At 65.5% G+C, this 18446-nt stretch carries 25 protein-coding genes; 21 read left to right on the top strand and 4 right to left on the bottom strand.

Annotation, left to right across the window (positions count from 1 at the left end):
* Positions 1-153: 153 nt before the first annotated feature.
* From GT354_RS40860 to GT354_RS40850, 3 genes are all read left to right on the top strand, one after another.
* Entirely contained in the window at positions 154-1419 is a 1266-nt protein-coding gene (locus GT354_RS40860) for a hypothetical protein (protein WP_161361640.1), read from the top strand.
* 201 nt (positions 1420-1620) lie between these two features.
* A complete protein-coding gene (locus GT354_RS40855; RefSeq protein ID WP_346012408.1) occupies positions 1621-2175 on the top strand; it encodes an NUDIX hydrolase in 555 nt (184 codons plus the stop codon).
* A gap of 100 nt (positions 2176-2275) precedes the next feature.
* Entirely contained in the window at positions 2276-2860 is a 585-nt protein-coding gene (locus GT354_RS40850) for an NUDIX hydrolase (protein WP_161361638.1), read from the top strand.
* On the opposite strand, the gene GT354_RS40845 is transcribed toward GT354_RS40850, so the two are convergent.
* The gene (locus tag GT354_RS40845) at positions 2846-3997 is read right to left on the bottom strand and encodes a helix-turn-helix transcriptional regulator (RefSeq protein WP_161361636.1); all 1152 of its coding nucleotides are present in this window, start codon (positions 3995-3997) and stop codon (positions 2846-2848) included. The two genes, GT354_RS40850 and GT354_RS40845, sit on opposite strands and share 15 nt — an antisense overlap.
* 237 nt (positions 3998-4234) lie before the next feature.
* Here GT354_RS40845 and GT354_RS40840 point away from each other — a divergent pair, with 237 nt between their 5' ends.
* The 4 genes from GT354_RS40840 (at position 4235) to GT354_RS40825 (ending at position 6278) form a co-directional block, all read left to right on the top strand.
* Positions 4235-4645, top strand: coding sequence for a hypothetical protein (locus GT354_RS40840; protein WP_161361634.1), 411 nt, complete (start codon positions 4235-4237; stop codon positions 4643-4645).
* 20 nt (positions 4646-4665) lie between these two features.
* A complete protein-coding gene (locus GT354_RS40835; protein ID WP_161361631.1) occupies positions 4666-4956 on the top strand; it encodes a hypothetical protein in 291 nt (96 codons plus the stop codon).
* Complete coding sequence (locus GT354_RS40830; protein ID WP_161361629.1) at positions 4949-5263, top strand: hypothetical protein; 315 nt, start codon at positions 4949-4951, stop codon at positions 5261-5263. Before GT354_RS40835 ends, GT354_RS40830 begins: the two co-directional genes overlap by 8 nt.
* Before the next feature lie 211 nt (positions 5264-5474).
* On the top strand, positions 5475-6278 hold the full coding sequence (locus GT354_RS40825; protein WP_161361627.1) for a phosphotransferase: 804 nt from the start codon (positions 5475-5477) through the stop codon (positions 6276-6278).
* A 239-nt stretch (positions 6279-6517) separates the two neighbouring features.
* Here GT354_RS40825 and GT354_RS40820 read toward each other — a convergent pair whose 3' ends face one another.
* Together GT354_RS40820 and GT354_RS40815 are read right to left on the bottom strand one after the other, a co-directional pair.
* The gene (locus tag GT354_RS40820) at positions 6518-6844 is read right to left on the bottom strand and encodes a hypothetical protein (protein WP_346012407.1); all 327 of its coding nucleotides are present in this window, start codon (positions 6842-6844) and stop codon (positions 6518-6520) included.
* On the bottom strand, positions 6841-7593 hold the full coding sequence (locus GT354_RS40815; protein ID WP_161361625.1) for a GntR family transcriptional regulator: 753 nt from the start codon (positions 7591-7593) through the stop codon (positions 6841-6843). The genes GT354_RS40820 and GT354_RS40815 overlap by 4 nt, the downstream gene beginning before the upstream one ends.
* A gap of 169 nt (positions 7594-7762) precedes the next feature.
* On the opposite strand from GT354_RS40815, the gene GT354_RS40810 reads away from it, so the two are divergent.
* The 7 genes from GT354_RS40810 (at position 7763) to GT354_RS56840 (ending at position 13123) form a co-directional block, all read left to right on the top strand.
* Positions 7763-8170, top strand: a complete 408-nt coding sequence (locus GT354_RS40810; protein ID WP_202512848.1) for a plasmid replication, integration and excision activator — start codon at positions 7763-7765, stop codon at positions 8168-8170.
* A 142-nt stretch (positions 8171-8312) separates the two neighbouring features.
* On the top strand, positions 8313-9662 hold the full coding sequence (locus GT354_RS40805) for an FtsK/SpoIIIE domain-containing protein (protein ID WP_202512847.1): 1350 nt from the start codon (positions 8313-8315) through the stop codon (positions 9660-9662).
* Positions 9659-9997 (top strand): hypothetical protein, encoded by a 339-nt coding sequence (locus GT354_RS40800; protein ID WP_161361621.1) that lies wholly within the window; start codon positions 9659-9661, stop codon positions 9995-9997. The genes GT354_RS40805 and GT354_RS40800 overlap by 4 nt, the downstream gene beginning before the upstream one ends.
* A gap of 333 nt (positions 9998-10330) precedes the next feature.
* Positions 10331-11662, top strand: coding sequence for a replication initiator (locus GT354_RS53030; RefSeq protein ID WP_346012406.1), 1332 nt, complete (start codon positions 10331-10333; stop codon positions 11660-11662).
* Positions 11619-11768, top strand: coding sequence for a MerR family transcriptional regulator (locus GT354_RS55090; RefSeq protein ID WP_237535945.1), 150 nt, complete (start codon positions 11619-11621; stop codon positions 11766-11768). Before GT354_RS53030 ends, GT354_RS55090 begins: the two co-directional genes overlap by 44 nt.
* The gene (locus GT354_RS40785) at positions 11765-12835 is read left to right on the top strand and encodes a site-specific integrase (RefSeq protein WP_346012405.1); all 1071 of its coding nucleotides are present in this window, start codon (positions 11765-11767) and stop codon (positions 12833-12835) included. Before GT354_RS55090 ends, GT354_RS40785 begins: the two co-directional genes overlap by 4 nt.
* A gap of 153 nt (positions 12836-12988) precedes the next feature.
* Complete coding sequence (locus tag GT354_RS56840; RefSeq protein WP_346012404.1) at positions 12989-13123, top strand: hypothetical protein; 135 nt, start codon at positions 12989-12991, stop codon at positions 13121-13123.
* A gap of 873 nt (positions 13124-13996) precedes the next feature.
* Here the strand turns inward: GT354_RS56840 and GT354_RS40780 are convergent.
* Complete coding sequence (locus tag GT354_RS40780) at positions 13997-14458, bottom strand: NUDIX domain-containing protein (RefSeq protein WP_161361617.1); 462 nt, start codon at positions 14456-14458, stop codon at positions 13997-13999.
* Positions 14459-14475: 17 nt separating this feature from the next.
* Between GT354_RS40780 and GT354_RS40775 the strand changes: the two genes are divergently transcribed.
* The 7 genes from GT354_RS40775 to GT354_RS40750 all read left to right on the top strand — a co-directional run bounded on the left by GT354_RS40775 (position 14476) and on the right by GT354_RS40750 (position 18438).
* Positions 14476-15255 (top strand): GntR family transcriptional regulator, encoded by a 780-nt coding sequence (locus GT354_RS40775; RefSeq protein WP_161361615.1) that lies wholly within the window; start codon positions 14476-14478, stop codon positions 15253-15255.
* Positions 15256-15378: 123 nt separating this feature from the next.
* The gene (locus GT354_RS40770; protein WP_161361613.1) at positions 15379-15711 is read left to right on the top strand and encodes a hypothetical protein; all 333 of its coding nucleotides are present in this window, start codon (positions 15379-15381) and stop codon (positions 15709-15711) included.
* A 4-nt stretch (positions 15712-15715) separates the two neighbouring features.
* A complete protein-coding gene (locus tag GT354_RS40765) occupies positions 15716-17077 on the top strand; it encodes an FtsK/SpoIIIE domain-containing protein (RefSeq protein ID WP_346012403.1) in 1362 nt (453 codons plus the stop codon).
* 83 nt (positions 17078-17160) lie between these two features.
* Positions 17161-17367 (top strand): hypothetical protein, encoded by a 207-nt coding sequence (locus tag GT354_RS40760; protein ID WP_161361611.1) that lies wholly within the window; start codon positions 17161-17163, stop codon positions 17365-17367.
* Positions 17368-17372: 5 nt separating this feature from the next.
* Positions 17373-17546 carry a hypothetical protein gene (locus GT354_RS53025; RefSeq protein WP_202512845.1) on the top strand — a complete coding sequence of 58 codons (174 nt, stop codon included), beginning with the start codon at positions 17373-17375 and terminating at the stop codon, positions 17544-17546.
* 4 nt (positions 17547-17550) lie between these two features.
* Entirely contained in the window at positions 17551-18228 is a 678-nt protein-coding gene (locus tag GT354_RS40755) for a DUF2637 domain-containing protein (RefSeq protein WP_161361609.1), read from the top strand.
* 15 nt (positions 18229-18243) lie between these two features.
* Complete coding sequence (locus tag GT354_RS40750; protein WP_161361607.1) at positions 18244-18438, top strand: mobile element transfer protein; 195 nt, start codon at positions 18244-18246, stop codon at positions 18436-18438.
* The last annotated feature ends 8 nt before the right edge of the window (positions 18439-18446 follow it).

Raw genomic sequence — 18446 nt, 5'->3', positions numbered from 1 at the left:
GCGCCCCGGTCGCGGCCAAAGGTCGCGTCGCCGGCCCCCAGCTGGCTCGCAGCGCAGCTGCGAATTTCTTTGACGTGTCCTGCCTCAGGCGCAGCTGTCGACTGGTAACCGTGTAATCGCAAAACGGCTTGCTCCCGGCTCTATGATCGCGACATGACCGAGAATAGTCATCCGGCGGACTGCCCGATGCCGAACGCACATCGACGCCTTATGGACTGCCACGCTACGTGGCACGCGATGGCTGACGCGTACATGGAACCCGATAGTTTTCGCATGCATCTGAACACGTTGATCCAAAGTCTTCGAAATGTCACCTGGCTCCTTCAGAAACAAAAGAATAATCTTCCGGGATTTGAGACCTGGTATCCAATACTTCAAGAAGAGATGAAAACAAAAGAGGTGATGCGTTGGATCGTGAAATCAAGGAATAGGATTGTCAAAGAAGCTGACCTTGAACTTCTGAGTCAAGTCAAAGTGCAGTGGATGCGCGACTGGCTGAATGGCGGACATCAGGTTTTCTCATTTCCTCCCCGCCTGTCGACCGAGTCAATGATCCAAGGGATTTTTTCGATGCCCAGTCGACCATATGAGGGCGTGCTGACCATCGCGCGGCGCTGGGTTGATAAAGAGCTGCCAGAAAGAGAGCTGCTCGATGCAACCAGGGATGCATATATTGAGCTCAATCGTGTCATATTGGTAGCCCATGAACAGGTCGGGCACGGATATCTCTGTTATTTCCAACAGAGAGAACCTGAGTGCGTCACCGGCGAGTTGGCCAATGAACCGATTATGTGTATGGATACCGTTCCCTCGTATCTCCGGGCCAATATCTCACTCGATGATGAGCGCGTAATAGAGGGGGTGGAGGAGTTTATTCCACATGACCCCGCATTGAATGCAAAAGCTGTTCGTCGATATGGATCATTTTCAACACCTCTCGGTAGCCCCGTAGACGTCGCCCCGAGGTACTTGGAACAAGGCAAAATTATTCTTGCTAAAGACAAGGCTCACCATACGTTCGTGTGGTTGTTTAGAGGTGAGAAAATAGTTCATGAGATGGTGCCCATGTTCCAGGATCAAAACAGTAAGTACTTGGCGCTCAATAGAATTGCAGATGCAGTGGAGTCTGTGCGCGCCGATGGTCTCCTTTTTATGGGAGAATCATGGTATGCGATGGGGGAAAAGCTCACGGATGCCGGAAAAATGATTCCAGCGCGTGACCGTGCGGATAAAAAAGAAGCCCTGGTCGTCGATGCCATCACTCGGAAAGGGGAGGCAAGAGCGCTAATGGCCACATTTGAACGTACCTTCTGGGGGAAGATCATATTTGCTGATGATGTGATCGACGAAGATATATTCCCTAATTTCCTGGTCCCAATTAGGGAGAGATGGACACAAATGGAGAGGCAGGGAAATTAGGTAGGGAGTGATTCCACTTGCGCAGCGGAGGGCCGCGTCGGGACCGGCGGCCACGCCGCACGCGCGGCGTGGCCCGGCGGCGCGCGTAGCGCGACGCTCTTGATCTAGTAGAGCTCAATTCGGCAATGGGTGACGGTATTTGCTCCGATCCCATCGGCGCTTGGACCTGGTCAGGCGTGGCTGAGTGGGTACCGTCGCCCTGTGGCTACCGATGATGATGCTCCCGTGGCTCCGCGTGTTCTCGGTGAGCGGGTTGTCTATGACAACGAGTGGGTGCGGGCCTTCCGGACGGACGTTGAGCTCCCGGGTAGAGAACGGGCCGTGCATCACGTGGTCAAGCTCAAGCCGGCGGCCGTGATGGTCCTGCTGGATGAGGAAGACCGCGTCTTCCTGATGTGGCGGCATCGCTTCGTGGCGGACTCGTGGGGTTGGGAGCTGCCTGGCGGCCTGGTCGACGATGGGGAGGACCCGGAAGACACCGCGCTTCGGAAGTTGATCGAGGAGACCGGTTACCGGTGTCGATCGATGCGGCACATCGCTCGGTTCCAACCGATCGTCGGCACTGTTGACTGCTGGCACGACGTGTACCTGTGTGAAGGTGCGGAGTGGGTCGGGAGCCCGACCGAGACGACCGAATCTCAGCGGAACGAGTGGGTGCCGCTGAGCGAGATTTCCCGACTGATCCAGCGCGGGGAGATCTGGAGTTCGGGCACGCTCGTAGGGCTCATGCAGACGCAACTGATCCGGGGATCTTGATGAACTTGGCATCCTCAAGCGTTGCTGCGGCTCGGGAGCGAAGCCCGGACGATCTTCGTTAGGGCCGGCCTGGCGGCTGTGTGCCCGGTAGCGTCGCTGCGTGGCTACTGACGATGACACTTCCTCGGCATGGGTCGTTCACGGCGAACGGATCATCTACGACAACGAGTGGATGCGCGTCTTCCTGACGGATGTTGAGCTGCCGGACGGGGACCGCTTCGAGCATCACGTGATCAAGCTGCATGCTGCGGCGATGACGGTGCTGATCGATGATCAGGATCGCGTGCTGATGATGTGGCGGCATCGGTTCGTGTCGGACCGGTGGGGGTGGGAGATCCCGGGCGGGCTCGTCGATCCGGGGGAGGACCCTGAGGAGACGGCGGTTCGGGAACTGCTTGAGGAGACCGGCTACCAGCCTGCGACCTTCCGGCATGTGGCGCGGTTTCAGCCCATGGTCGGGATGGTCGACTCCTGGCACGACGTGTTCGTGGGGGAGGGGGCAACTCAGGTTGCCCAGCCGACGGAGACGACCGAGATGGCGCGCATGGAGTGGGTGCCGCTCGCGGATATCCCGGGCCTGATCGCCAAGGGGCGCATCTGGAACTCGGGTGTCCTCATCGGACTTCTGCACGTCCTGGCTTCCCGCGGGGGCGCCAAGCTTGACGAATCGTCAGAGTCGCTCTGACAGGCGGACGAGGCGGCGGCGGGCTCGGGCCGATGAGGTGACGGTGCTCAGCTTCTTCGCCTCGTTCCAGTGGACGCGGGCTTCTTCGGTGCGGTCGTGGGCGATCAATGCTTCGGTCAGGTCGCACCGGAGACCTGCCTCCGCGCGGGCAAAGCCGGTCATGCCGGCCAACGCGTTCGTCAGGCTGTCGATGACCTCGGTGTCGCCGAGTCGGACGAGGCAGGAGCCGCGCCACCTGGCGAGGTGTACGAGATTCAGGGCCAGGAACGGTAGGTCCGGGTCGTTGGGGTCTGCCGGCAGGGCGGCTGAGGCCATGTCCATCGCACTCATCGATGCCGAGCCGTCGCCGAGTGCCGCGTGTGCTTCTGCCTCGGCCCCGTAGAGCCAACTCCGGGTGAGTGCCGGCAGTCGTGAGCGGTTCTCCCCGTGGGCGTATCGGATGAGTTGCAGAGCCGAATCGGCCTGGCCCAACTCCAGCAGCACGTACGCCTGCTCGGCAGTGGCAAACGCCAGAATGCTCGGGTCCTCGGCGATGCTGGCTGCGGCCTTCGCGCGCTCGAAGTGCTCCCAGGACTCGTGCAACGACTCGGTGTCGACTCCCTGCCAACCCGCGAGCGCGGACGCGTCTGCCAGCACGTGAGCCAAGCCTGCCCGCTGCTTGGGCAGCATGGCGTGCTTGAGCAACTGGTCGACCTGCCTTATGTGGGCGCTCATCTCGTCTGCAACGACCGCGGCGCCCAAGCGACGGTCCTTCAGCCGGATCGCGTTCGTCTGGAACCTGAACAGGTCCAACATCTCGTCGTCCACCGCGCGGGCGCTCTCCAAGCGCGTCATCAGCTCCATGACGCCCGGATCCGGCTTACCCCAGCCTTGCTGGTTCGGCTCGTCGAACGCCAAGTCCTCCGGCTCGACTTCGTAGAGCGCGCACAAGATCGCTTGATAGCGCTCATCCGGCAACTTGCGGCCGTTCTCCCAGTCGGAGATGCGGCGCTTGAGGCTGTCGTCGTTGACCAGCTTCGTGCCGTGACGTGCCGCGCTTTGGCGCATGTAGCGGATCAGTTCGCGCTGCGTCCATGACCGCTCGTTGCGGATCCGGCGCAAGCGTTGGGCGTAGAGCGGAAGGCCCTCGTTATCCATCGTCGCCCCCTGGGGGACAGGGGGACATGTCCCCCTGGTCGCGTCCGTGTCATCTTCCGCGCACTGCATCGCGGGGTCAACTCTGAACGCACAGTAACCAAACGCAGAAGCCCTGAAGGGGGCGAAGCTGTGCAAGACACCGTTCTACGCACGATGGAGTGGTTGGCTCAAGCCGCCGAAAACCCGCGAGGCTGCGTCGAAGAGTGGGACCGGGCCCCACTCGTTCCGCAACCGTTGATGATCGGCAAGACCTTCGACCTGGTGACGGTGCACAGCCGCGTCGGAGCACGAGTGCTGGAGATGTACGACCGCGACCACATCCCGGCCGGTGGGGCTGTCGTGGACGTCCGGGTGATGAAGGCCGGATTCCTTGTTTATCGAGACTCGGCTGTGCCTCCGCCGTTGACGATTTCCCTCGCCTGCAACGCGAGTTATCAGACGCGTAGTTCCGGCCGGAAGGGCTTTGTGCTGCTCTGCTCGCCGGAGCATCACGAGGACTCGTCGCCGCGTTGGCTGCGTATCCCGGGTGAGGGCGGAACCTACACGTTCATCCTCAACGAGCTGACGCACAAGCTCGCCGAAGTGGCCCTTGAAGGCGTGGCCTTCCCCATCGACGATGTGCCGCCCCCGGCGCCTTCGTACCGATAACTACGCAAGGGAGCGGCACGGTGCGCGATTCGGAAGAGGCACACGGTACGGACGACGAGGGCGACGCCTGGTACGTAGCCCGTTCCGCGGTGATGGGCCTGCGTGACGTGCTCATCGCGGCCGGCATGGAAGCGGACTTCACCTACCTTTCGGCGGACGTGAACGCGTTCGGCAACGGGATCGTGAATCTCGGCCGCATCACCCCGGCAACGACCCGTCGACTGACCGCGCTGTTGCGGGCGGCGCGTGAGGCGCTGGGTGACGAGGCATTCGCGGTGGAAGGGCGTGAAGGGGAGAACGACCATGGATGACCACAGCAACGACGCTCGCGCGAACCTGCTTCGCCCTGGTGTGCCGTACGTCCGGGGATGGTCGGAAGCACGCGACGCAGCGCGAGAGTTGGCCGAAGAGCTCAAGCTGCTTGGCCTGGCCGACGACTTCGCCTACTTGCAGGGCGACGTGAATGTGGTGGGCAAGGGACACGTCCGTCTCGGCCGCGTGACCAGCGATGCGGCCGGCCGGCTTACGGAAGCGCTCGTCCTTGGCCTGTGCGTGGAAATCGATCGGCTCCCCTGCGCGCAGGAACCCGCTCACGACGACAGGCCGACCCCGGCCTGACCACAAGCTCGGTCGGGCCTCTGGACCTCACCCTCGACCGACGCTCAGGCATGAGGCGCCCCCGAACCGGACCTTCGGAGCGGGGGCGCCTTCCTTTCGACCGCCGACCCCGAGCAAGAGAGCGCGGAAGATGCCCCATCGTTACGCCTGGACCGAACTACCCGCATCGGTTCGAGACATGATCCAATAGCACACTGGACCGATTCGTTCGATGAGGTCACCCGAGTTCGGTAAGTCCTCGGAGTTCTCGGCAGTGCTCGATACGCGCGACGGTCGGGTGTTCTGCAAGGGGGTTCGGGCGGACCGACCCCACTCGTGGACTCTCCGCAACGAAGCTGCGGTGTCTCCGCTGCTGCCCGCATCGCTTGCCCCACAACTGCTGTGGAGCGTCATCGAGGATGGGTGGCACATGCTCGGCTACGAGTATGTGTCGGGACACTATCCGTCGCTGTCGCGGGCCTCCGGTGACTTGGACGTGGTTGGCGACCTGGTCGTCACGATGGCCGACGTGCTGACCCCGTGTCCGTCCGCCGCTCTGCACTCGATCGCCGATAGGTGGGGAAGCGCACCCGGATGGGCTGCGGTCTACACGCAGTCGCCCGCTGACCTTGACCTGTGGGCACGCGCGCACATCGGGGCGTTGGCAACTCTGGAACGTGGCGTCTATTTGGACGGGAACACTCTCGTTCACTCCGATCTGCACCCGGCGAACATGCTCGTCGAAGACGGCCGTGTACGCGTGATCGATTGGGCGTGGTCGGCGCGCGGCGCTGCGTGGATCGATACCGCGTACGTGGTCGTTCGACTCATGTACGAAGGGCACACTCCCGAAGCGGCCGAAGCGTGGGCGATGCACGTGCCTTCATTTGCGAAGGCGCCGGAGTCCGTCCTAACTGCGTTCGCCGCGAAGCTCTCCGGGATGTGGGAGTACTTCGGGCGCTCGCCCAAAGCACGTGCTCATGCCCGGGAGCTCGCCAATACAGCCCGTGAATGGGCGCGATATCGGCTCAGCTAGGCCGATATCCGGGACCTAACCGAAGTCGGATATGAAAAATCCCCGGCAACCGCGCGAACGGTCCCGGGACCTCAGAGTGCCCTTGCTCCACCACGCCCCCGCCCTGTCCGGCCGCTCCGGAACCTGGGCGGGGGTTCTCGCTTGTCCGGTGACTGCGATCGGTCGTCAAACCCTGAGGCTGACGCGGAGAGCTGAGCGCTCTTGGGGCAGGGCAGGCAGCGCTCAGCCTCGAAGTCTGCTCAGATGGGACGGAATTGGGCCCTGAGCCTCGTGCGGCCGATGACCTCGACGTAGACCACCGATTCGCGGACAACATCGAGATTGATCATGGCCGTGTCTTCTTCGCCCAGAAGGCAGACCGTGCGATGACCCGGACCGTAGGAGCCCTCCGGGGCAGGCGCTGTCCTGAAGCTTTGGCAGAAATCGTCCCCACAGTCACACCAAGCGTGGAAGCGCACCATGTGCAGGTCGCCGGCCAACGAATGCTCGCCCTCGGTGCGCAGGAGCCTGACCAACTCGATGTGAAGTTCCGAAAGAGCCTCCGACAGGGGACGAGGCTCGCTCACGACGAAGGGCCGAAGCCGTACGACATCTCCAAGTCGTCGCTGGAGATCTTGAACTCTTCGAGCGCCAACGGTCGGTCGTGCTGATTGAGCGTCAGACGCAGGATGTGGAACAGCGGCACGCCATCGGCCAAGCGAAGCGTGGTTGCCTCATCCGGGAGCGGCATGCGGCTTCGGACGTTCTCGGTCCAGTGGAGTTCGTGGCCGGCCTTCTCCAGTGCGACGTAGAGCGCGGGGGCCGGCGGGGGTGCGGTGCCGGCGTATGGGGTGTTCTCCAGGACGGAGAACGGTACGTACGTGCGGTGTGCCTGGCGTAGCCGGCCGTGGTCGGCGGTCTGCAATTCGTCGTACGTGAACATCGGCTCACCCGGCGACACGCGCAGCATGTCGGCCAACACGAGGGGCGCGTCCGTGCGGGTGGCTGCCGGCTCGTCCTGGGTCGTCCATCGGATGGCGTCGGCCTCGACGTAGCGGCCGTCGCGGTCTCGGCGTACCCCTCGCGGGCGGGTGACGTTCGGCCTGGCGTGCGGAGAGCGGACGAACATCCCGCGGCCCATCAGAACCTCGACCAACCCGACGGCGCGCAGTTCGGTGATGCCCTGGCGGACGGTCGGGCGCGAGACGCCGAATTCCTTGGCCAACTGTTCTTCGCTAGGAAGCGGCTGCCCTGCGGGGAACGTGCCGTCCATGATCCGGTCGCGCAAGTAGTCGGCGATCTGTTGATACCGCGCCTTCTTGCGTGCGGGCTCCATGGGTTTCCTCCGTCGTCGGCCGGGCGGGCTGTGTCCCGCGCTTCCTTTCGGCAGCATCCCGCATGTCCTGTCACTTGACAAGCCGTACTACGGGTGCGCATTCTGAAGTCAGCCCGTAGTACGGGTTGGCGACCTCTTTGATCGAAGGGATGCCTCGGGACTCTGATGGGTGATCCGAAATGGAATCAAGGGCGCAATTTCGGTGACGTTCGCGGCGGTGTTCCCGTTCGAGGCGTTCGCGAAGTCGGTGGCTCCGGTGGCGGACTTCGAGGCGTCGAAGGGCGGGGCGAAGGTCCAGGCGCGCGACAAGGTGACCGGGCTGCCGGTGTGGGCGGTGTCCGTGGTTAACGGTGACCCGGACGCGGTGGAGGCCACGGTCAAGATCAAGGTGGCGGCGGATGCGGAGCCCGAGCTTCCTGACGCGTTGCCCGGCCTGCCGTTCCGGCCGGTGGAGTTCGACGGTCTGACGGTGACGGCCTACCTCAACCAGTCCAACCGTGTGGCGTTCTCGTTCCGGGCGTCGGGTGTGCGGGCTCCGGCCGGCTCGACCAAGAACGTGGCGAAGACGGCGGCCTGACGGGTCGCTTTGGCAAACAGGCGCGGCCCTGGTGCAGCGAGATCTTGGCGGGTCCATCGCACCGGGGCCGCTCCCCATCCGAGTGACCAAGAGATTGATCTTCGAAGGGGTGTCTCCCATCATGCACATTTTCCATCGGCCCGTGGTTCGGATTTGGGCCTTACTTGTGGCCGTGTTGTGGGTGGTCTTCGAGGCGGTGCGGGCGAAGGCCGGTGCCGTCGCCTCGGATCTGCTCGTCGCGGTCTACCTGACCGCCGGGGTGGTGTTCGTCTGGTGGTGGTTGTTCTCGTTCGCGGCGCGGGTGCGGCGTGGGTGGCCGGCGTTGACGAAGGCGATCGGGGCGTGGCAGCAGGAGCCGGTGTCGCGGATCGACGAGACCTTCGAGTATCGGTATCCGCGGATCGTGCGGATCCGGCGGCATGAACTGGGCTTCGACGTGACGGTGTCGTTGCTGCCGGGACAGGTGCCGAAGAACCTCGGTGATCACGTGGAGGGGATCGCGCACACCTGGCATGTCTTCCGGGTGGAGGCGTCGTCGCCGGCGCGTGGAGTCGTGGTGCTGCGGGTCTGGTTCACGGATCCGTTGGCGGTGCCGTTCGAGGCTCCTCTGATGCCCTCTGTCGGGGATGTGGTCAAGCGTGCGGCGGGGCTTGCGGTGCTGCGGTACGGGCGCACCACTCCTGAGCGTGAGGACCCTTGGGTGCCCGAGTTCGCGTCGGCGGAGATCGGGCGGTGTGACGACGGGTCGCCGTGGCGGCTGCGGCTGCACGGGACACACGTCCTGGTAGCGGGGGTGACCGGGGCGGGCAAGGGCTCGGTGCTGTGGGGTGTCGTTCGGGCGCTGCTGCCGGCGGCTCGGGCGGGGATCGTGCAGTTGTGGGCGTGTGATCCCATGCGGATGGAACTGTCGTTCGGGCGGTCGCTGTTTCAGCGGTACGCGTGTGAGCCGGCGGCGATGGTCGAGTTGCTGGAGGCTGCTGCGGCCGAGATGAACCGGCGGGCGCAGACCTTCGCGGGGAAGGTCCGCAAGCACGAACCCTCGTCGAAGTGCCCGTTCGTGGTGGTGATCGTGGACGAGTTGGCGTTCCTGACGGCGTATCAGCCGGATCGGGATCTGCGGAAGCGTGCGGATGCGGCGATTGCGACGCTCACCAGTCAGGGGCGTTCGGTCGGGTTCTGTGTGATCGGGGCCTTGCAGGATCCGCGCAAGGAGGTCATGAACATCCGGAACCTGTTCCCGGATCGGATCGCGCTGCGGCTCGACGAGCCGAATCAGGTCGACATGGTCTTGGGCAACGGTGCTCGGGAGCGGGGTGCGGCGGCTGAGTTGATCTCTCCGGATCCGGAGATCGGTGCGGGGGTGGGCTACGTCAAGCGTGAGACGCAACCCGAACCGGTGCGGGTGCGGGCGGCGTTCGTCTCGGACGAGGCGATCGAGGCGATGGTGCGCGACTACGGGCGTTCCGGCGGCGGCTTCGGGAGTGCGGCATGAACAACAACGACATGGACCCCGTGGACATGGGCCGCGGCGTGACCGTGCTGCGCTGCGTGGCCGACTTCATCGGCGCTCGCCCGATCCTGCCCGCGATGACCGCGCTCGAAGTCGACTGGTCGCACGTCGATCGGCTCTGGACGGTCAAGATCCACCTGTTCCGGGCCTCCACCCGGGACATGGACCGTTGGGCCTCGGCGCTGGACGACGCGGTCACGACCCACTCCGACCGGTCTGACGTGTACCTCGGGGACCACACGCATATCGAGGTGGCCGGCACTGTTCACGGTCATCCGGTGCGGGCGTGGACGCTGCTCGATCGGAGTGGGCGATGAGTACGCATGCTGAGCGTGCTCGGATGCTGCTCGCTCGGGATGTCGTGCGGGCCGTGGCTCAGGAGCACGGTGTCTTTGTCCGGCCGGTTGCCCTGCGGCGTACGGACATCGTGACCGGTGAGACGGCCGTGATCGACGTGCCGTGCGGGGCGACGTTGGCGGGCGTGTGTCCGACCTGTGCGGAGCGCAAGCGGCGGTTGCGGATGGCTCGGTGTCGAGAGGGGTGGCACCTGACCGAGGAGCCGATTCAGGAGGCTGACGAGCCGACGAGTGATCAACGTGTCCTGGCGGAACTGCGGGCGGACTGGACCAAGAAGCACGACCTTGCGCGCGATGACGAGCGGGACGAACTCGCTGAGGACTTGGCGGCGGTCGACGAGGACTTGGCCGAGTCCGGGGCGCGGGGCAACATCGACCCGGATCCGATCGTGCGGCGGGTGCGGTCCACGCGGCGGCGTCAGGATGCTCCGGATCTGCCTCGGCGTGAGGTCGAGGCGCGCACAGTCGGCAAGGCGTACACGTCGCCGGACGGCAAGGTGTTCCGGCCGTCGTTGTTCGTCACACTCACCTTGCCCTCGTACGGGCGGGTGCGTGGTGACGGGACTCCGGTGGACGCGTCGGCGTACGACTATCGGGCCTGCTCGGGACGCGTTGCACTTCTCGAAGTTGGTCGATCGGTTCGTGCAGAACCTGCGGCGTCTGGTGGGCTTCGACGTGCAGTACTTCGCCGCGGTGGAGTATCAGCGGCGGTTGGCTCCGCATGTTCATCTGGCGATCCGTGGCACGGTGTCGCGGGCCGAACTGCGGCAGGTGGCGGCGGCGACGTGTCACCAGGTGTGGTGGCCGGCGTGTGACGAGCCGGTCTACTCGGTCGACAACGCGCCGGTGTGGGATGCGGAGATCGGGGCGTACCTCGGTCCGTCTGCCGGCGTCGAACTTCCCTCGTGGGATGAGGCGTTGGACGACGTCGGGGACGAGCCGGTGCACGGGGCGTGGTTCGGGACTCAAGTGGACGCGAAAGGCGTCCTGGTCGGCTCGCCCGATGCGCGGCGGTGCATCGGCTACCTGACGAAGTACCTCGACAAGTCGGCACACGAGACACACGAGGCCCAAAACGGGGCGCAGAACGCGCACGTGGGCAGGCTAACCATCGCGCTGCGGTACGAGCCCTGCGCGCCCACCTGTGCGAACTGGCTGCTGTACGGGGTCCAGCCCAAGAACGTCCGTGCGGGCCTGTGTCCGGGGTGTTGCAAGGCGAAGGCCCATCGTCGGACACACCTCGGTTACGGCGGTCGGCGCGTGCTGGTCTCGCGCAAGTGGTCTGGCAAGACCATGGCCGACCACAAGACGGAGCGGCGGGCATGGGTGCTCGAACTCATCGGCGATGCGGCCGAGATTCCGGATCCGACGCGCTTCATGTGGGCCCAGGTCGGCCGTGACGACCCGGACGTTGCTCCGCTGTCGCATCGGCTCCTTCGGGCGGTCGCTGAGCGGGTGCGGTGGCGCCAGGCGTGCGGATGGGGCGCTCGACAATTCGGCAACTGCCCGGGGGGAGGGCGGCATGACCAGGAAGACCAAGATCCCGGATGTCGAACTCCTGACGGTTCCGGAAGTCCTCGAAATGTTGGGCGGCCTCTCCCGCCGGACCTTCTACCGCTGGCGTGAACTCGGCCTGGCGCCGGCCTGCCACAAACTCACCAACGGCGAACTGGGCGTTACGCGAAGGGCGTTCGCGGAGTGGCTCGACACGCGGGCGGAGGAAGCCGCATGACGGACAAGACGTACAGGGTCCGGGTCTGGGCCGTGGTTCGGAACAAGAGCAGCAAGAAGCCGTCGTTCGTGGGGCCTTGGACGGTCGCGGGCGAACCGCAATCGGCAACGTTCGGCACGTCGGGGTTGGCTGATCGGTTCCGTGGACGTCTGGTCCGGGCCACTGAGGACGGCGAAGCGTTCGATCTTGAGAGCGGCCTCCCCAAGCCCATGCAGAAGGCCAAGCAGGCGACGTCGGCTCTCACCTTCGCGCTCGCGTACATGGATATGAAGTGGCCGGGTGCGGCGGCGAGGTCGCGCGACAGCATGACGGATGCGTTGGCTACGGCTCCGCCCGCGCTTGTTAAGGACAGCGACGGTCGGCCCGACAGCGTGACTCTGCGCCGTGCCCTTCGGCAGCTGCCTCGGCCGGGCGACGTCGCCAAAGCCGTCACCTGGCTTGAGAAGAGGTCGTTGCCCATCGCGGGGCTCGCGGACGCGAAGACCGTTCACGGCGTCCTGGACGCGCTCGGCCTCAAGCTCGACGGAACTGCGGCCGGCGCCGAGACGCTTCGCCGTAAGCGTTCGGTCGTCTACAACCTCCTCGACTACGCCGTAGAGCTGGAACACCTTCCGGTGAACCCGATCGACAAGCTCAAGCGCAAGCGCGTGATGGTGGCTTCTTCGGTGGACCGTCGCTCGGTCGCCAACCCGGTTCAGGCTCGTGAACTGCTCGCCGCGGTGACCTACGTCGGCGGACACAAGCGGGCCGGTGGTCGACGTCTCCGTGCCTTCTTCGCGGTCCTTTACTACGCCGGTACGCGCACGGCGGAAGCAGTGAATCTGCGGCGGGCCGACTCTGTCCTGCCCACCTCGGGATGGGGGCTCGCCCACCCTGCGCACCACCCGGCCGGTGGCGGGAAAGACCTGGACGGACAGCGGGCAGGCGCACGACGAGCGGGGCTGAAGCGGTTGGCGGAGAAGGACACGCGCCACGTGCCCATTCCTCTCTCCGCAAGTCGTTGCGATCCTGCTTGCGTACATCTAAGAGTTCGGCACGGCGAACGACGGCCGACTCTTCCCGAGTGAACGCCGCGGCGTCCTCGCGTCCTCCACCTACTCCCGAGTTGTGGGAGGAAGCGCGCACGCTCGCGCTGACCGAGGAACAGGTGGCCTCGGCCTCTCGCAGCTCGACCGTGAGACCTGCGGCACGCCTGTGCGTCGCTCTGGCTCAACTCCGACGTGCCGGCCGCTGAGGTTGCCGAACGGCTCGGGCAGTCGGTGGATGTCCTACTCAAGATCTACGCCAAGTGTGTCGACGGACAGCGTGACCTGATCAACCAACGCATCTCGGACGGCCTCGGTGGCGAGAGCTGAGCAACCGTCAGACGGCAGGAAGCCCCGGATCGCTTCGGGGCTTTCGTCGTGTCCGGGTCACGCCGTGCGTACGGCAAAGACGTACTGTGACCTGCGGAAACGTCTCCAAGATCATTACGCGCTGATTACGCGTGGGTCGTCCTACGCCTGCACCCACCTGCGCGCGGTGACACACGGAGTCACGAGGGAAAAGAGCCGGAAAACAAAAACAGCAGCTCACGAGGCTTCGTGGCTGCTGAGGATGTTGACTCTGTGTGCCCCTGGCAGGATTCGAACCTGCGCACACGGCTCCGGAGGCACGATCTGTTTCCCGTGTTTGCGCTGGTCACGGCCTCGTGCCGTCGTTTTTCGCTGCGGTCTGTCCACGCATTGTCCACAGCGGGGCTCCTTGCGATCCGCAAGCCGGGGGTGTCGTTTGGAGTCGCGGCCCCGGCCGCATGGCCGGGGTGTCTGGTGGTGGAGTCCCTCGTTGTCGGCATGCCTCGCAGCAGCGCGCACGGTGCCCGGTGTCAAATCCCCGCTCTTGGGATTTGATTCCGGGTGCCGGGTGTGCTGACCTCCGGTGCCGTCAACGAGGGGCGGAGCCACCAGACGAGAGACGGTGGTCCCACCCGGCCGCAGGGTCCACGCGATGCCCCTCCCCTCGGCAGTTGGCCCGCCGGAGGCATGGGGTGAACCGCAACACGCGGTGCCCATCCGGCGGCGGGGCCTCGGTCCTGGTTCTCCCCGTCTCGCGCCGAGCTCGGCAGGCGCGCGTTCGGAGTCGGCCGACGCTCGCCGAAGGCTGGAGCGGCGGCCGGGCTCCGGGACGCGCGCCCCGCGCCGTGCGCGGGGCGCCTTGAAGACGTAGGGAAAGTTTGAACCAGCCCTGTCCTACACGAGGACGCGTCCGTCATGAGCTCGCACATGTGGCCCGGTGCTGTCGTCCAGGGCATCCAAGACTCGGACGGCATATGCCTCGTTCATGTGCGTGGCCGCTTCGTCTGGCGTCATCCACGTGACCTGGCTGCTTTCCTCCGTCGGGGCAGCCTCCCCCTCGACGGGGCGGCAGCGGAAGAACAGGGCGACGATGCCGCGGGGCATGTTCTTATACACACCTGTCAGGCGCTCGACCTCGACGGATACGCCGGTCTCCTCCAAGATCTCCCGCTCAACACCTGCCTCGACCGTCTCCTCAAGCTCAAGGACGCCACCCGGCGGCTCCCAACGACCGTTGTCTCGGCGACGAATCATCAGGAGCTTTCCGTCCGCACGAACGACTGCGCCGGCGACTGACACAGAGTGGCGCGGCGTTGACTGCTCCTGCTCGGTACCGTTACTCATGTAGAGGAGCATAGGAGGCTCAACCCGGTATGAGGAGTGAGACCACGCGCGGAGTCAGCGTGCCGAGGTACGTGCAGATCGCCGATGATCTTGCACAGCAGATCCGTACAGGAATTCTGAAGGCTGGAGAACTGCTCCCGAGTGAGACGGACCTAGTCGGGCGATACGGCGTTTCCGGTGGGACCGTCCGCAAGGCTGTCGCGGAACTCAGAACATCCGACTTGATCGAGACGCACCATGGCCGCGGATCCTTCGTGAAGGCAAAACCGCCGGTCAAGAGGAAGTCGTCCGATCGCTTTAGGCGGTCTCATCGGAAAGCCGGCAAAGCTGCCTACATCGCTGAGACGGAGCAAGCGGGCGGCGTGCCCTCGGTGAACGTGCTGTACATCGGGCCTACCGAAGCGCCGGCCGATGCGGCAGACCGCTTGGGTGTCACTGTCGGGGATCAGGTCCTGGAGCGACGTCGCCTCTACTTCACGGACGGTGTTCCGACCGAGGTTGCTTCGTCCTACTTGCCGTGGGACGTGGCAAAGGACATCCCGGAACTGTTCGCCGAGAATCCGGGCGGTGGTGGCATCTATGCCCGACTGGAAGAGCATGGGCACATCCTGGCGGAGTACACAGAGACGGTCGTGGCCCGGCTCGCGAGCAAGCAGGAGACGAGTCTTCTCGGCCTGAGCCCGGGAGCTCCGGTGCTTCATCTCGTCCGCAACGCGGTGACCGATGAGGGCCGAGTGGTCGAGGTCTGCGACACGTTGATGGCTGCGGACAAGTTCGTTTTGGACTACCGGATCCCGGCCGGCGACTAGGACAGGACGTCCCAGCAGAAGATCTTCTGTAGAAGAGGTTGACTCATGTACATGAGTCCGTCATTCTCTCCGTATGGCTCATGTACATGAGTGCAGGAGCTTGGCACCTACAGAGGAGCTTGAATGCGCTCGATCCCGGTGGACACGCAGGGTGCGATGGCGATGATGGCCGTGCTGCCCGAGGTGAAGGTGAAGGACCGCAAGACGGGTGAGATCGCGAAGGATCTCGACTCGGGTGCGGAGATGATGACGCTGTCGGTGACGTTCATCCTGAACGGTGAGGCGAGCGTCCTTCAGTTGTCGGTGCCGGCGCCGGGTATCCCGGAGGGCCTGAAGCTGGGTATGCCGGTGGCGTTGACGGGCCTGGTCGCGCGGCCGTGGGAGAACGAGTTCAACGGCCAGAAGCGACACGGGATCGCGTTCCGCGCGGTAGCCGTCACCTCGCTGGCGGGCTGACCTCGTGTCTGAGCTGCTGACGGCCGTGGTGGGAGTGGGTGGTCCGGCCGCCGCGGTGGTCGGGGGCGCGCGCCTGGCTCGTCACCGCTTCCCGGCCGTGCACTGGTCGGTGATCGGTCTGCCGACGACGGTGGCGCGGATGCACCTGACCTACCGGGACGTCATGGACTCGTGCGGGTTGACGGCGACTCCTTCGCGTCGGGCTCGGGCGTCCGCTCGGTTGCGGAATACGTCCCCGGTGCCGGCGACGCCTCGTCGGGGACGGCTGCGGCCGAACACGGGCGGGTTCACGATCCGGTTGCGGATGCGCCCGGGGCAGGACCCGTCCGACTTCACCGCGGCTTCGGATCGGCTGCGCCACGCGTGGGGTGTTCAGGCGGTGCATGTGCGCTCGGTCGAATCCGGCTGGGTGGAACTGCGCGTCCTCGGCCGGGACGTCCTCAAGGACGTGCGCATGCCTCGCGTCCGTAGCGACTTCCTTCGGGTGCCGATCGCGCTGCGCATCGACGGTCTACCGCACGTGCGGGACTTCCGATCGGTGCCTCACGAACTGGTGCTCGGCGCGACACAGTCGGGCAAGTCGATGTATCAGCGGGCGCTCGTCCGCGGCATCGCGCCGCAACCGGTCGCGCTGGTGGGCATCGACTGCAAGTGGGGCGTGGAACTGGCCCCGTTCGCCCCGCGCCTGTCCGCGCTGGCCACCGATCCCGATCTGGCGGAAAACCTCCTGAACGTCCTCGTTGACGAGATGGAGGACCGTTACCTCTTGATCCGCCGCTCACAGGGCCTCTCCCTGGACGACGAAGACGCGGAGATCACCTCCGACATCTGGGGTCTGCCGAAGGACGAACGGCCTCCGCCGATCGTGCTGTTGCTCGACGAGATCGCCGAACTCTTCCTGACGGCCGGTGGCAAGGAGGAGGAAAAGCGTCGCCAACGCATCGTCAACGCGTTGATCCGTCTCGCGCAGCTCGGCCGCGCGGCGGGGATCTACCTGGAGGCGTGCGGGCAACGGTTCGGCGCTGAACTGGGCAACGGCGCGACCATGCTCCGGGCCCAACTCACCGGTCGGGTGTGTCATCGCGTGAACGACGAAGCTTCGGCGCGGATGGCGCTCGCGGACATCGGTGACGACGCCGTGATGGCGGCAACGGCGATCCACGCGGACCGTCCGGGAACGGCCGTCGCTGCGGACACCTCGGGTGGGTGGACCCACATCCGCACTCCGGAGCACGACTTGGCCGACGTCTCGTGGGCCTGTGTCGAGTACGCGCACATGGTCCCGGACATGCCCTCGCTGGCACCGTTCGCTCCGTCGGTGACCCTGGCGGCCACTCCGGTACCGGCCACCGTGAAGGCCCCGTAGCCACCTGTTGATCACGGTCGGCGCGACCGCTTCGCGCCAAGTCCTTACCACCGCCATGCCTCGAATCCGAAGGGATAAGAACCATGCCTCGTGGACCGTCCGCCAAGGAGATCTCCTCGTTCCTCAAGGAAGTGCGCGACAACCAGAAGTCCGGCGGCGACCCGGCCGTGCTCGCCTCCCGCAAGGCCGAACTGCTGGAAGGGATCGCCGCCGCGCACCCCGGGGACCGGGAGGCGGCCCGGGTCGCCAAGGCGGCTCGCGCCAAGGCCGACCGCTCGAACGGCCGGTGATCACGATGGCCCCCCGGCGTCCGAAGGTCCGCAAGTGCCCGGTGTGCAACGGCACCGGTGTCGTCCCCGCGACCGTGTACGTCGGCCGGGGCTCCAAGCGCCGTGCGGTCGGCAAGCAGGACGGCATGTGCCTGGCCTGCTTCGGGACGTGCGTCGAATCCATCGCGAAGAGGGCGTGAACCGATGCGCCGTGTCCTGCGCGTGCGGTTCGATCCGTTGCTGATTCAGGCGGGGATCGCCGGGGCGCTCTCGTTCTCGCACCTGCACGACGTCGCCCAGGCGGCGGGCCAGTCCGGGTGGCAGGCGTGGGCCTACCCGATCTCGGTGGATCTGCTCCTGGTCGCGTCCTGGCGTCGGCTGCGGATCGCGCAGTCCTCGAACGGGTCGCTGGGGACCGGTGGGCCGTGGCTGTGGTTCCTGGTGGCCCTGGTCGCCTCGCTCGGGGCGAACGTCGCCACCGCCGGTCTCCTCGACCTGGAGCACGTTCCCGCGTGGCTGCGGCTGATCGTCGCCGGATGGCCCGCGGTGGCGTTCCTCGGCGGCACGCTCCTGGCCCACCGCAACGAACCGACCGACGCGCAACCCGTACCCGCACCCGTGCCCGATCCGGCGCCTGCTGTAGAGGTCGCCGAAGTCGTCCCGGACACGCCGAACGTCGAACTCCCGCCTGTCGCTGCCGTTCCGGAACCTCCGGCGCTGCCTGTCGGTGCCGTCCGGATCGCCCCGGCCCTGCTGGATCACGCCCGGCGCATCGCCGAACAGCACCACACCACGACTGGCGATCCGATCACCGCAGACGTGCTTCGCGCGCGGCTGAGCGTGCCCGAATCCCTGGCCGACTCCATCCACTCCCAACTCTGACAAGGAGACCAACCCGTGTTCATCCGCAAGTTCCGTGACGTCAAGCGCATCGGCCCGGTCCAGGTCGGCACCCGGCGAGAGGCGCGCGGCATCGTCCGCCACACCGCCGTATGCACCGCCAAGGACTGCGGCTGGTCCGCCACCTACGAGTTCGACCAGCGCCCGGCCGCCGAACTCGCCGCCCGCACCCACCGCTGCAAGACCCGCTGACCGGAGGA

Source organism: Streptomyces sp. SID3343 (assembly GCF_009865215.1).
Taxonomy (GTDB): Bacteria; Actinomycetota; Actinomycetes; order Streptomycetales; family Streptomycetaceae; genus Embleya.
Note: the sequence above shows the minus strand (reverse complement) of the source record. Positions and strands in the feature narration are given on the sequence as shown.